This is a genomic window from Streptomyces sp. NPDC048211 (assembly GCF_043202315.1).
Lineage (GTDB): Bacteria > Actinomycetota > Actinomycetes > Streptomycetales > Streptomycetaceae > Streptomyces.
In genome coordinates, this window is sequence record NZ_JBIDAD010000001.1 from 763,888 (window position 1) to 776,746 (window position 12,859).

Below are 12,859 nucleotides of genomic sequence, written 5' to 3' on the forward strand. Positions count from 1 at the left end.
CGAGCAAGAGGCCCTAATTTCCCGAGTCCCACAGCTCGGTGCTGTGCGCCGCGACCAGCGCGCCGATCCTCTCCAGGACCCGGGCGGACGGCAGCGGATCGAGGCGGCGGCCGTCCCGCAGACGCAGCGCCACCCGCCCGTCCGCGGCCTCCGCGGCGCCGACGACCGCCTGGTACGGCACCAGCCGGGCCTCCCGGATCCTTGCCCCCAGGCTGCCACGCTCCCGCCCGCTGACCTCCGCGCGCAGCCCGAGGGCGGCGCAACGCGCGGCGAGAGCCTCGGCGTTCGGCAGCTCGGTGTCCGAGACCGGCAGGATCACCAGCTGGACCGGCGAGAGCCAGGCGGGGAACGCGCCGCCGTGCTGCTCGATGAGGTGCGCGACGGCCCGCTCCACACTGCCGATGATGCTGCGGTGCACCATGACCGGACGGTGCTTCGCCCCGTCCGCGCCGATGTAGTGCAGATCGAACCGTTCCGGCTGGTGGAAGTCGACCTGGACGGTCGACAGGGTCGACTCCCGGCCCGCCGCGTCGGCGACCTGGACGTCGATCTTCGGCCCGTAGAACGCGGCCTCGCCCTCGACCGCCTCGTACGGCAGCCCGGAGGCGTCGAGGACATCGGTCAGCAGGGCGGTGGAGCGCTGCCACATCTCCGGCGCGGCGACGTACTTTCCGCCCGGGCCCGGCAGCGAGAGCCGGAAGCGGGCCGGCCGGATGCCGAGCGCCCCGTACGCCCGGCGGATCATGTCCAGCGCGGCCCGCGCCTCGTCGCCGACCTGGTCCGGGGTGCAGAAGATGTGGGCGTCGTTCAGCTGGATGGCCCGCACCCGGGTCAGCCCGCCGAGCACCCCGGAGAGCTCGGAGCGGTACATGCCGCCCAGCTCGGCCATCCGCAGCGGCAGTTCGCGGTAACTGTGCGAGCGGGAGCGGTAGATGACCGCGTGGTGCGGGCACAGACTCGGCCGCAGGACGACCTGTTCGCCGCCCAGGTCCATCGGCGGGAACATGTCGTCGCTGTAGTGCGACCAGTGCCCCGAGATCTCGTACAGCTCCCGCTTGCCGAGCACCGGTGAGTACACGTGGCGGTAGCCCGCCAGCCTCTCGGCGGTGCGGATGTACTCCTCCAGGGTGTGCCGCAGCGCCGCACCGTCCGGCAGCCAGTACGGAAGTCCCGCGCCGATCAGCGGGTCGGTGTCGAACAGCTCCAGCTCACGGCCGAGCCTGCGGTGGTCGTGCATGGCGGTCTCCTCGCGTACGCAGGGCGAGTGACCGCAAGCAGAAGCCCCGGGGCACTCGCCCCGGGGCTTCTCACTGGTCAGCAGTCAGCGCGCCGGGACACTCTCCGGCGTCGTCGTCATCGCAGCGCGCTTCTTCACGCGGGGGACGCTAGCAGCGGCCCAGGGTCCGTCGCACGGGGTTTTCCGCCGGGGGAGCACGGCGGCTCATCCCTTCTTGGCCGAGTCGAGGTGCGCGAACACGACCACGTTGTCCTCGTAGTCCTTGGCCTTCCTGTCGTAGGTGCCGCCGCACGTGATCAGGCGCAACTGGGCGTCCGGGGTGTCGGCGTAGACCCGCTTGTCGGGGAACTTCGCCTTGCTGAACGTCTCGACCGTGTCGACCTTGAACGTGGCCACGCTGCCGTCCGCGCGCGTGATGTCGACCGTCGATCCGGGCCGCAGGAAGCGCAGCTGGAGGAAGATCGCCGGGCCGGTCATCGTGTCGACGTGGCCCGCCACGATCGAGGCCCCGCGCTCACCCGGCGTCACGCCGCCCTTGAACCAGCCGGCCAGGTTCTTGTCGTTCGGCGGAGGCGCGTCCAGACGGCCGGAGGCACCGATCGACAGCGGGGTGAAGGGGGCGTCCACCGCGATGGCCGGGATCTTGAGCCGGGTCGGTACGGAACGCGACAGGGCCGGCGCGGTGGTGGGAGTCGGCGTGGGGGCGGGGGTGGCCTGCCGGGGGACCGACGCGGCCGGTGAGGAGGAGGCGGCGGGGGCAGGAGCCGCGGGGGCCGGGGCGACGGGCGCCGGGGCGGCGAACGGGGCGGGTGGTTTGTCGTCGGCCGAGGGGCCGATGGAGTTGTAGATCAGGAGCATGCCGAGCCCGGCCACTGCGGCGGGCCAGAGCAGGGCGCGGCCGAGCGAGACGGTGTCGGAGGCAGTCCGGGAGGAGGGGGAACCGGGCGACTGCGGGGCGGCCATGGGAACGTGCCTTTCGTCCGTGCGGGGCGGTGCGGGTGGTGGCGTGGGGCCGGGGTCTCCCCGCCCGGGTCGGGGCGGGCCGAGCGACCCGGGCCTGATCCGGGCGGGAGTCCCCGGGAAAACGAAGGCGCCGCGGCCGCCGTCCGGAAGGACGGCGGCCGCGACTGCGAAGCGACCGGCTCGCGGTGCGGCCGGGTCAGGCCATCGCGCCACCCGTCGTCTGGCGGCGGCGCACCTTGTACGCGCCGACACCGACACCGCCGAGGAGCAGCAGCGAACCGGCTGCCAGACCGCCACCGGTCATGGCCATCGCGCCACCACCGGTGTGCACACCGCCGCTGGGCTTGTCCTTCTTCCAGCCTTCGTCGCTCTTCTCGCTCTTCTCGCCCTTCGCGGACTTGTCCGCCTTCTCGGTCTTGCCGGCCTCGTCGTTGCCCGGCTGCCACTCCTTGGCGACCGTCATCGACATGGCACCGCCACCGGCGTGCATGCCACCGTTGGGCTTGTCCTTCTTCCAGTCGGACGAGCCGCTCTCCTCGTCGTTGCCGGGCTGCCACTCCTTGGCGACCGTCGACGAGAGCGCGCCGCCGCCGGTGTGGACGCCGCCGTTGGGCTTGTCCTTCTTCCAGTCGGACGAGCCGCTCTCCTCGTCGTTGCCGGGCTGCCACTCCTTGGCGACCGTCATCGACAGCGCGCCGCCGCCGGTGTGGACGCCACCGTGGGGCTTGTCCTTCTTCCAGCCCTCGTCGTCCGACTTGCCGTGCTCGTCGCCGGCGACCGTCTTGGCCAGGGCGCCGCCGCCGGTGTGGACACCGCCGTTGGGCTTGTCCTTCGTCCAGCCGCCGTCCTCGCTGCTGGAGGACGAACCGCTGTCGTGCTCCCAGTCGCCGGCCGTCATGGCGTAGGCGGAGGGGGCTGTGATCGTGAGGACCGCCGTGACGGCGGCCGAAGCGAACAGTGTGCGGGCAGAGCGCATCTGAACACATTTCCTTTCGTCGCGACTGCGAAGAGTGATGGGTTATCGACTCTGAGTGGCGCAGCGGCTACGTGATCCACCGTCAGCCCGGAGCCGGAAGCGCGCCATCGGAGAGCACCGCATTGGAGCTACGGAGTGGGCTCATCGAGTGGCGGAAAACGGATAATCACCCGTTGGACGGCACGGCGCGCCGGAGAGAGGTTTCGGCGCCGCATCCCCCGTTCGCTGACGGAGTCTCACCGCGAGGCGGCACGCGCCCCCTCCCGGTAAACGGGTTGCACGGCCCGACCGCCCGCTGTTCTACTCGCCGCATCAGCCGACAGGACCAGGAGATATCGATGCGCCGATCTCACATGTTCGTCTCGACGGGAATTCACCCCACCCCTGAGAACATGGAGTTCTGTGCACACGCTGAATCTTGGCATTCTGGCGCACGTCGACGCCGGTAAGACGAGCCTGACCGAGCGGCTGCTCCACACCGCCGGAATCATCGACGAGATCGGTCGCGTCGACGACGGGAACACACAGACCGATTCCCTCGCCCTCGAACGGCAGCGCGGCATCACGATCAAGTCCGCGGTCGTCTCGTTCGCCCTCGACGACGTCACCGTCAACCTGATCGACACGCCCGGACACCCGGACTTCGTCGCCGAGGTGGAGCGGGTGCTGAGCGTGCTCGACGGCGCGGTGCTGGTCATCTCCGCCGTGGAGGGCGTGCAGGCCCGGACGCGCGTGCTCATGCGGACGCTCCAGCGCCTGCGCATCCCCACGCTCGTCTTCGTGAACAAGACCGACCGGGCCGGAGCCCGGTACGCCCAGGTGCTGCGCGACATCGCGGAGAAGCTCACGCCGCACGCGGTCGCGATGGGACCGGCCGTCACCGGACTCGGCACCCGCGACGCCCGCAGCGTGCCGTACGCCGACGACGACCCCCGGCTCACGGGCCGGCTCACCGAACTGCTCACCGAGCACGACGACGACCTGCTCGCCGCGTACGTCGAGGAGGGCGAGGCGCTCGCCCCCGCCCGGCTCCGCGCGGGACTTGCGGCGCAGACCGGGCGGGCACTCGTCCACCCCGTGTACTTCGGCTCGGCCGTCACGGGCGCCGGCATCACCGCACTGACCGGCGGAATCAAGGAGTTGCTGCCCGGGGCAGGGGGCGAGGCGGACGGGCCGGTCTCCGGCACCGTCTTCAAGGTCGAACGCGGCCGGGCCGGCGAGAAGCTGGCCTGGGCCCGGATGTTCTCGGGGACCGTACGCACCCGTGACCGGCTGGTGTACGGGCAGGGCCCGGGCGAGGTGTCCGAGGGCAAGGTGACCGGCATCCGGGTCTTCGCCGACGGCGCGGACGCCGAGACCTCATCGGCCGGACCGGGGCAGATCGCGAAGCTCCGGGGACTCGGTGACATCCGGATCGGCGACGCGGTCGGCGACATCCGTGCGGCGGCCACCGCGCGCCACTTCGCCCCTCCGACGCTGGAATCCGTGGTGGTGGCCGCCCCTCCCGCCTCCCGGGGCGAACTGCATTTCGCGCTCGCGCAGCTCGCCGAGCAGGATCCGCTGATCGATCTGCGGCAGGACGACATCCGCAAGGAGATCTCCGTATCGCTCTACGGCGAAGTGCAGAAAGAAGTCATCCGGGCGACGCTCGCGGACGGATTCGGAATCGACGTCGCTTTCCGCGGAACCACGACCATCTGTCTGGAGAAACCGTCCGGCACCGGTGCCGCTTTCGAGATCATCGACAAGGACGACAACCCCTTTCTCGCCACGGTCGGACTGCGCGTCGACCCGGCCCCGCCCGGCAGCGGTGTGGCCTACCGGCTGGAGGTGGAGCTCGGCTCGATGCCGTACTCGCTGATGAGAGCTGTCGAGGAGACCGTCGTCGAGACGCTCGGCCAGGGCCTTTACGGCTGGCGCGTCACCGACTGCACGGTCACGATGACGCACTCCGGGTACTGGCCCCGGCAGAGCCACTCGCACGCCGTGTTCGACAAGTCCATGTCGAGTACGGCGGGGGACTTCCGCAATCTGACCCCGCTGGTGCTGATGGCCGCGCTCCGACAGGCCGGCACCACGGTGTACGAGCCGATGCACCGCTTCCGGCTGGAGCTGCCCGCGGACACGCTCGGCCCTCTCCTGCCGGTCCTCGCCCGACTGCGGGCGGTCCCGGGCCTCCCGTCCGTCGACGGTGCCCACTGCGTACTGGAGGGCGAGATCCCGGCCGCCCGGGTGCACGGACTCCAGCAGCGGCTCCCGGGGCTGACCCGGGGCGAAGGGCTGCTGGAGACCGCCTTCGACACCCATCGCCCCGTCACCGGCCCCGTCCCGCAGCGCTCCCGCACGGACCACAACCCGCTCAGCCGCAAGGAGTATCTGCTGCACACGGTGCGGCGGCCGGGCGGCGTCCCGGAGTGAAGGCCCCGCCCCCGGGCGGGAGCCTCAGTTCAGCATCGCCCGAGCCGCCCGCGCGCTCCCGCGCACCACCTCCGCGGCGGCCGGGTCGATGTCCGCGATCACCTGCGCGTACTCGTCCATCTCCGCCGCCCCGCGCAGGAACTCCCCGCCCTGGACCAGCAGCTGGGCCCGTTCGTAACGCAGCCTCGCCGGGTGCGACGGCAGGAGCAGGGACAGCTCCACCGCCCACAGCGCCACGTCGTTGCGTTCCGGGCGGGCCGCCGCCCAGGCCCGGATGTTGTTCAGGATCCGCAGCACGATCTCCAGCGGCCGCGCCGGCACCAGCATCGACGCGTCCAGCGGCTCCCCGGTCGCGCCCGCCACCAGCAGTTCCGCGTCCTGGTCCGTCAGCGGCCGCCCACCGGCGAACGGATCGGCCAGCACCCGTTCCGCCGGATCCCCGAAACCCACCACGAAATGGCCCGGCAGGGCCACTCCGTACACCGGGGCACCCGCCCGCCGCGCCACCTCGATCCAGACCACCGACAGCAGGATCGGCAGCCCGCGCCGCCGCCGGAGCACCTCGTGCAGCAGCGACGACTCCAGCCGCTGGTAGTCCGCCGACGCGCCCTCGAACCCGTACCGCTCACCGAGCAGTTCGGCCAGTGCCGATGCCCAGGCCCGGCCGCCGTGCAGACCGTACGGCAGCAGGCCCGCGAGCCGGTCCAGTTCGATCTGCGCGGCGTCGGTCCCGTTCGCGTCCAGAGCGGGATCGGCCTCCGCGCTCAGCAGCAGGCAGAGCAGTGCCAGATCCGGCCGTTCCGCCCGCGCCTCCTCGGCGAACCGCCGGCGCAGTCCGTCCTTGTCGTGCCTCCCGGAAGTCATCGCGCTACGCCGCCCGGAAGTGGTGGTACCGGTGGTGCGTCGCGAATCCCATGCCGTCGTACAGCCCCCGGGCGCCGTCGTTGTCCGTCTCGACCTGGAGCCACGCGGCCGACGCGCCCTCGTCCATCGCCTGCCGGGCCAGCGCGGTCATCACCGTGGTGGCGAGCCCCTTCCTGCGGTGTTCGGGAGCCACCTCGACGGCCATGAACCCGGCCCACCGCCCGTCCACCACGCACCGCCCGATCGCGGCGGGTGCGCCGTCCCCGGCCTCGCCCGGGACGGTCGCGAACCACACCGACGGGCCGCTGTTCAGCACCGCCGCCACCTCCGGGCCCGGCGTCCCGACGCGCTGGTAGCGTGCGAACCACGCGTCGTCCACCGTGCGGCTCAGCCGTACCCGAGACACCTCGGCCGCCAGATCGCCGACCGGCGCCAGCGCCGCGATGCGCACCTCCGCGGTCACCTCGCGCCGCCACCCGTGACCCTCCAGCGCCGCGCACAGCTCTTCCTGCGTGCCCTCGGCGCCGGTCGCGGTCTGGATGTAGGCGGGCAGGCCGCGGTCCGCGTACCACTGCCGGATCTGCCCGAGTGCCGCGCCGAGCGGCACGCCCGGGTCACCGAGCGGCAGGACGGAGTTGGCGCGCCGGGTGAACCCACCGGCCGCGCGCAGCACCCAGTCGCCCAGCGGCCGGCTCTCCACGGGCTGCCAGGCACGGGCGCAGACGGGAGCGAGTTCGGCGAAGGAGGCCGTGGGGCCACGCCGGCGGGCCGGGGCGGCCGGCACGACCTTGCCCGCCACCAGGGCCGCTTCGGGGATCCGGACGGACTCACCGTTCTTCGGTGTGACCGACAGCACACCCGTGTTCCAGGATGTGAGAACACCGACCGTGTCGGTGAATTTCGGACCCTGGGGGCCATCCTCGGTCAGGCGCCGGACTGATACCCGTTTGCCCACGTCAGCCGGTGCAATTCGGACCTCCAGCCGTCCGCCCATGGTGAATTCCACAGCTCTGTCCGCCCCTCCTGTTCGGATCGTGCCCGGGAACGGAGATACTAGGTGCGGGCATCGACGACGCCGCGCTCCCGCGCGAGAGCCAACGCCCTACCGAGGAGGAACGACAGCGTGACCTACGTCATCGCGCAGCCTTGTGTCGACGTAAAGGACAAGGCCTGCATCGAAGAGTGCCCCGTCGACTGTATCTATGAGGGCCAGCGGTCCTTGTACATCCACCCGGACGAGTGCGTCGACTGTGGAGCCTGCGAGCCGGTGTGTCCGGTCGAAGCGATCTTCTACGAGGACGACACCCCGGAGGAGTGGAAGGACTACTACAAGGCGAACGTCGAGTTCTTCGACGACCTCGGGTCGCCGGGTGGTGCCTCCAAGCTGGGTCTGATCGAGCGCGACCACGCGTTCATCGCCGCGCTGCCGCCGCAGAACCAGTAGCAGCGTCCAGGCACGTGCGTCACCCCGGTCCCGTACGGCTCGTCACCGTGCGGGACCGTGGTGTTTCCCCCTCGGATCCAGAGGCTGTCGCCGTGTCACTCGCGTGAACCCCCGTACGAGAAAGCAGAGATCCGTGTCCGCAGTCTCCTCCCGCCTCCCGGTCTTCCCCTGGGACAGGCTCGCGCCCTACAAGTCGACGGCCGAGAGCCACCCGGACGGCATCGTGGACCTGTCCGTCGGCACGCCCGTCGATCCGGTGCCCGAGCTGATCCAGCAGGCGCTCGTCGCCGCCGCGGACAGCCCCGGCTATCCGACGGTGTGGGGGACGGCCGCGCTGCGTGACGCCCTCACCGGTTGGGTGGAGCGCCGCCTGGGCGCGGTCTCGGTGGCGCACGAGAACGTGCTGCCCGTCGTCGGCTCCAAGGAACTGGTGGCCTGGCTGCCGACCCAGCTGGGCCTCGGTGCCGGCGACAAGGTCGCCTACCCGCGGCTCGCCTACCCGACGTACGAGGTCGGTGCCCGCCTCTGCGGCGCCGAGCCCGTCGCGTACGACGACCCCACCGACCTCGACCCGGCCGGCCTCAGGCTGCTCTGGCTCAACTCGCCGTCCAACCCGACCGGCAAGGTGCTCTCCAAGGCCGAGCTGACCCGGATCGTCGCCTGGGCGCGCGAGCACGACGTGCTGGTCTTCAGCGACGAGTGCTACCTGGAGCTCGGCTGGGAGGCCGAGCCGGTCTCCGTGCTCCACCCGGACGTCAGCGGCGGTACGTACGAGGGCATCGTCGCCGTCCACTCGCTCTCCAAGCGCTCCAACCTCGCCGGTTACCGCGCCGCCTTCATCGCGGGCGACGCGGCCGTGCTGAGCGAGCTGCTGCTGATCCGCAAGCACGGCGGGATGATGACGCCCGCCCCCGTCCAGGCGGCGACCGTCGCGGCGCTCGGCGACGACACGCACGTGGCCGAGCAGCGCACGCGGTACGCGGACCGGCGCGCCGCCCTGCGCACGGCCCTGGAGGCCCACGGCTTCCGGATCGAGCACAGCGAAGCGAGCCTCTACCTGTGGGCGACGCGCGACGAGCCCTGCTGGGACACCGTGGCGTACCTGGCGGAGCTGGGCATCCTGGTGGCGCCCGGGGACTTCTACGGGCCGGCGGGCGACCGGTTCGTACGGGTCGCGTTCACGGCGACCGACGAACGCGTGGCGGCCGCGGTCAAGCGGCTGGGCTGAGCCCGGAGCAGGACAGACGCGCGAGGGCCTCGGGAGTACGCACTCCCGAGGCCCTCGCGCTTCCGTACGGGCGCGGTGCGGATCAGCCGATCGGCAGGCCGCCGAGGCTGTCGGTGGGCAGGCCGCCCTTGGTCACGGCGCCGGTCGCGTCGCCGAGGGTGTCGCTCGCGCCGCCCTTGGCGGTCTTGCTGACACCCTTCGCCGCGGGCGCGGCCTTGGCGCCCGTCTCGCCGAGGGTCTTGGCCGCCACCGGCAGCGTGGTCCCGACGACCTTGCCGCCGGCCTTGCCCGCGGTGTCGGCGGCCGGCTGGGCCGCGTCGACGGCCTTGCCGAGTCCGGCACCGTCGACGGTCGTGAGGCCGCCGAGCTCCGGAGCCTGCGGGAGCGCCGCGGCACCTGCGACACCGGCCGCACCGACCACGGGGGCCGCACCCGCCGCGATCAGCAGCGCGGTGCGGGCGATCCGGCGGGTCAGGGGGAGGGACATGATGCTCCTTCGACGGGGTGGGGAAATGCTGGTGTCCGTGGACCGGACGCCATGACAACCGCCGTGGGGGAGGGAGAGGTTGCGGTGAACCGAGGTAAAGATCAGGTAACGCGTCACATAATCCGCAATGCGGCAACCCGCACGGACCCCGCATTCGGAGGCTACCCGCCGAACCGTCACTTCCCTTTGGCCGCAAGGGAATGGACGTGCTCGGAAGGCGCTGTGCGGGAGCCCGTGCGGAGCGCGTGCGGAGAAGGCGCGGCACCCCCTGTGCGGGGGATGGTTCGTACTACCGCGCGAGCTGTATGCGGATCGAGGTAGTGCCCGATTCCTTGCGTTCCGTCCGCCAGCCCGAACCGGACTCCCATGTCTTGCCGGCGTAGGCGACCTCGTCGATACCGAGAGCCTCGGACTGGGCGACCGCCCAGTGCGCGAGCTCCCAGCCGCGCTGTGCCGTACCCCCCTTGCCGGACCTGAGGGGCGTGTCCACCGGCACCGAGAGCGCACCCGCCGCCGCACCCGCGGCCGGCGTCTCCGCGCCCGCCCCGTCCGTGGCGGGCAGCACGTCCTTACCGAAGGAGCGCACCAGTGCGGCCCGGACCTTCGTCATCCCGCCCGTCCCGGCCGTGCTCCGCGGCGGCTCGCAGTTCAGCGACGCCGGCGTCCGGCCGGTCAGCGCGGCTGCCAGCAGCGCGGCGTCCGGCTCGTGCTTCGCGTACGCCTGCGGGAAGCCGCTGCGCTGGACGCGCTGCGCGGCCACGGTGAGCGGCAGCCGCGAGTAGCCGGGCACCTCGGCCAGGTGCTCGTAGAACTGCCCGGCCGAGTAGACCGGGTCGAGGATCTGCTTCTCGGTGCCCCAGCCCTGCGAGGGACGCTGCTGGAAGAGGCCCAGTGAATCCCGGTCGCCGTGCTCGATGTTGCGCAGCCCGGACTCCTGCAGCGCCGTCGCCAGCGCGATCGTCACCGCCCGCTCCGGCATGCCGCGCGTCGTGCCGACCGCGGAGATCGTCGCGGCGTTCGCCGCCTGCTCCGAGCTCATCCGGTACGTGCGCCCGTCGCCCGCCGAACCGTCGGCCGACTCCACCGTGCACTGGTCGGAGCTCGTGCCGCCGGTCACGTACTGCACGGTCAGATAACCGGCCACCGCCACGAGTACGGCAAAGGCCGCCGTGAGGCGCAGACGGCGACTGCGGGCGGAGTGTCGGCGGGCGGGGGCAACGGTCCGGGGCACGGGGCCACCGTACGCGAGGTACTAGGGTCGTAGCCATGGCCGAAAGCACGCTTGACCTCACCCTGGACGGGCCCGCCCTCACCGCGTGGCTCGTCGACTTCCCCTCGGTCAGCGGGGAGGAGAAGGACCTCGCCGACGCCATCGAGTCGGCGCTGCGGACCCTTCCGCACCTGACCGTCGACCGGCACGGCAACAACGTCGTGGCCAGGACGAACCTGGGCCGCGGCGAACGCGTCGTACTGGCCGGTCACATCGACACCGTGCCGATCGCCGACAACGTGCCCTCCAGGCTCGACGCGGACGGCCTGCTGTGGGGCTGCGGGAGCTCCGACATGAAGTCGGGCGTCGCCGTCCAGCTGAGGATCGCCGCGACCGTGCCCGAGCCCAACCGCGATCTCACCTTCGTCTTCTACGACAACGAAGAGGTGGCCGCCGACCTCAACGGCCTCGGCCACATCGCCGACGCCCACCCCGACTGGCTGACGGCCGACTTCGCGGTGCTCCTGGAGGGCTCCAACGGCGAGGTCGAGGGCGGCTGCCAGGGCACGCTGCGCGTCTTCCTGCGTCTGGAGGGCGAGCGGGCGCACTCCGCCCGCAGCTGGATGGGGTCCAACGCCATCCACGCGGCCGCGCCCGTCCTCGAAAGGCTCGCCGCCTACGAACCGCGCAAGCCGGTGATCGACGGGCTGGAGTACCACGAGGGCCTCAACGCCGTACGGATCGAGGGCGGAGTCGCCAACAACGTCATCCCCGACGCCTGCACGGTCGTCGTGAACTACCGCTACGCCCCCGACCTGAGCGCCGAGCAGGCCATCGCCCACGTGCACGAGGTCTTCGCCGGCTGCGGCGTCACCGAGTTCGTGGTCGACGACCACTCCGGGGCGGCCATGCCCGGCCTCTCCCACCCGGCGGCCAAGGCCTTCATGGACGCAGTCGGAGGCACCGCCAGGCCCAAGTTCGGCTGGACGGACGTGGCACGCTTCGGCGGCCTCGGCGTCCCCGCGGTGAACTACGGACCCGGCGACCCGATCCTGGCGCACAAGCGCAACGAGCACGTACGGACCGACCGGATCACCCACTGCGAGGACCGGCTCCGCTCCTGGCTCACGACCTGACCTCGGGCGTTCCCCTGTCCGTAACCTCCGGGGATCTACGCTGGCCTGAGACAGGGCGCCGCAGGGCGGCTCTGACGTCGGCGTAGGGAGCAGATCATGGGCAACCCGGAGGACGCACGGATTCCTGAGGGCGCGGAGATCCCCGAGGGCGCGGTCAGGCCCGAGGAGCAGCGGCTCGGCCCGGTGCTGCGCCGCAGGGACCAGGTACAGCCCGGCACGACCGATCAGCGGCTGCTGGATTCCGAGGGCGACTCCGAGTGGGTGCACACCGACCCGTGGCGGGTCATGCGCATCCAGTCGGAGTTCGTCGAGGGCTTCGGTGCGCTCGCCGAACTGCCGAGCGCCATCAGCGTCTTCGGCTCCGCCCGTACCCCGGCCGGTTCGCCGGAGTACGAGGCCGGCGTGCGGATCGGCCGGGCGCTCGTCGAGGCGGGCTTCGCCGTGATCACCGGGGGAGGCCCCGGAGCGATGGAAGCGGCGAACAAGGGAGCGCGGGAGGCGAAGGGTGTCTCGGTCGGCCTCGGCATCGAGCTGCCCTTCGAGTCGGGCCTCAACCCGCACGTCGACATCGGCGTCAACTTCCGGTACTTCTTTGTCCGGAAAACGATGTTTGTGAAGTATGCGCAAGGCTTCGTTGTCCTGCCCGGCGGCCTCGGCACCCTGGACGAGCTCTTCGAGGCCCTCACCCTCGTCCAGACGGGCAAGGTCACCCGCTTCCCGATCGTGCTGTTCGGTACGGAGTACTGGGGCGGCCTGGTGGACTGGCTGCGCGACACGGTGGTGGCCCAGGGCAAGGCCTCGGCCAAGGACCTGCTGCTGTTCCACGTCACGGACGACGTGGACGAGGCGGTGAACCTGGTGACCAAGGAGGTCGGGCGCTGAACCCCGGTCGCGCC

At 71.7% G+C, this 12,859-nt stretch carries 11 protein-coding genes and 1 pseudogene; 5 read left to right on the plus strand and 7 right to left on the minus strand.

The window, feature by feature from the left end; genetic code table 11:
- Positions 1-13 precede the first annotated feature (13 nt).
- The 3 genes and pseudogenes from thrS to ACGFZA_RS03550 all read right to left on the minus strand — a co-directional run.
- Positions 14-1,243: pseudogene (gene thrS, locus ACGFZA_RS03540) on the minus strand (threonine--tRNA ligase); the annotation flags it as partial.
- Between the two features lie 198 nt (positions 1,244-1,441).
- Entirely contained in the window at positions 1,442-2,200 is a 759-nt protein-coding gene (locus tag ACGFZA_RS03545) for a class F sortase (RefSeq protein ID WP_385275578.1), read from the minus strand.
- A gap of 196 nt (positions 2,201-2,396) precedes the next feature.
- Complete coding sequence (locus ACGFZA_RS03550; RefSeq protein WP_385275575.1) at positions 2,397-3,176, minus strand: hypothetical protein; 780 nt, start codon at positions 3,174-3,176, stop codon at positions 2,397-2,399.
- A gap of 402 nt (positions 3,177-3,578) precedes the next feature.
- Here ACGFZA_RS03550 and ACGFZA_RS03555 point away from each other — a divergent pair, with 402 nt between their 5' ends.
- The gene (locus ACGFZA_RS03555) at positions 3,579-5,594 is read left to right on the plus strand and encodes a GTP-binding protein (protein WP_393676878.1); all 2,016 of its coding nucleotides are present in this window, start codon (positions 3,579-3,581) and stop codon (positions 5,592-5,594) included.
- A gap of 24 nt (positions 5,595-5,618) precedes the next feature.
- On the opposite strand, the gene ACGFZA_RS03560 is transcribed toward ACGFZA_RS03555, so the two are convergent.
- Together ACGFZA_RS03560 and ACGFZA_RS03565 are read right to left on the minus strand one after the other, a co-directional pair.
- Entirely contained in the window at positions 5,619-6,458 is an 840-nt protein-coding gene (locus tag ACGFZA_RS03560) for a tetratricopeptide repeat protein (protein WP_385275569.1), read from the minus strand.
- A gap of 4 nt (positions 6,459-6,462) precedes the next feature.
- On the minus strand, positions 6,463-7,464 hold the full coding sequence (locus tag ACGFZA_RS03565; RefSeq protein ID WP_393676880.1) for a GNAT family N-acetyltransferase: 1,002 nt from the start codon (positions 7,462-7,464) through the stop codon (positions 6,463-6,465).
- Positions 7,465-7,581: 117 nt separating this feature from the next.
- On the opposite strand from ACGFZA_RS03565, the gene fdxA reads away from it, so the two are divergent.
- Positions 7,582-7,902 carry a ferredoxin gene (gene fdxA / locus ACGFZA_RS03570; RefSeq protein ID WP_018956287.1) on the plus strand — a complete coding sequence of 107 codons (321 nt, stop codon included), beginning with the start codon at positions 7,582-7,584 and terminating at the stop codon, positions 7,900-7,902.
- 133 nt (positions 7,903-8,035) lie between these two features.
- The gene (dapC, locus tag ACGFZA_RS03575; protein WP_393676882.1) at positions 8,036-9,130 is read left to right on the plus strand and encodes a succinyldiaminopimelate transaminase; all 1,095 of its coding nucleotides are present in this window, start codon (positions 8,036-8,038) and stop codon (positions 9,128-9,130) included.
- 82 nt (positions 9,131-9,212) lie between these two features.
- On the opposite strand, the gene ACGFZA_RS03580 is transcribed toward dapC, so the two are convergent.
- Both ACGFZA_RS03580 and ACGFZA_RS03585 read right to left on the minus strand, forming a co-directional pair.
- Entirely contained in the window at positions 9,213-9,617 is a 405-nt protein-coding gene (locus tag ACGFZA_RS03580) for an ATP-binding protein (protein ID WP_385275560.1), read from the minus strand.
- Positions 9,618-9,906: 289 nt separating this feature from the next.
- Positions 9,907-10,848 (minus strand): hypothetical protein, encoded by a 942-nt coding sequence (locus ACGFZA_RS03585; RefSeq protein WP_393676884.1) that lies wholly within the window; start codon positions 10,846-10,848, stop codon positions 9,907-9,909.
- Between the two features lie 35 nt (positions 10,849-10,883).
- Here ACGFZA_RS03585 and dapE point away from each other — a divergent pair, with 35 nt between their 5' ends.
- Both dapE and ACGFZA_RS03595 read left to right on the plus strand, forming a co-directional pair.
- Entirely contained in the window at positions 10,884-11,963 is a 1,080-nt protein-coding gene (dapE, locus tag ACGFZA_RS03590) for a succinyl-diaminopimelate desuccinylase (RefSeq protein WP_385275555.1), read from the plus strand.
- Between the two features lie 96 nt (positions 11,964-12,059).
- On the plus strand, positions 12,060-12,845 hold the full coding sequence (locus ACGFZA_RS03595; protein ID WP_385275552.1) for a TIGR00730 family Rossman fold protein: 786 nt from the start codon (positions 12,060-12,062) through the stop codon (positions 12,843-12,845).
- Positions 12,846-12,859 lie beyond the last annotated feature (14 nt).

Coding starts and splice junctions, on each gene's coding strand:
- ACGFZA_RS03545 (WP_385275578.1), bottom strand. CDS start 2,200: ATGGCCGCCCCGCAGTCGCCCGGTTCCCCCTCCTCCCGGACTGCCTCC.
- ACGFZA_RS03550 (WP_385275575.1), bottom strand. CDS start 3,176: ATGCGCTCTGCCCGCACACTGTTCGCTTCGGCCGCCGTCACGGCGGTC.
- ACGFZA_RS03560 (WP_385275569.1), bottom strand. CDS start 6,458: ATGACTTCCGGGAGGCACGACAAGGACGGACTGCGCCGGCGGTTCGCC.
- ACGFZA_RS03580 (WP_385275560.1), bottom strand. CDS start 9,617: ATGTCCCTCCCCCTGACCCGCCGGATCGCCCGCACCGCGCTGCTGATC.
- dapE (WP_385275555.1), top strand. CDS start 10,884: ATGGCCGAAAGCACGCTTGACCTCACCCTGGACGGGCCCGCCCTCACC.
- ACGFZA_RS03595 (WP_385275552.1), top strand. CDS start 12,060: ATGGGCAACCCGGAGGACGCACGGATTCCTGAGGGCGCGGAGATCCCC.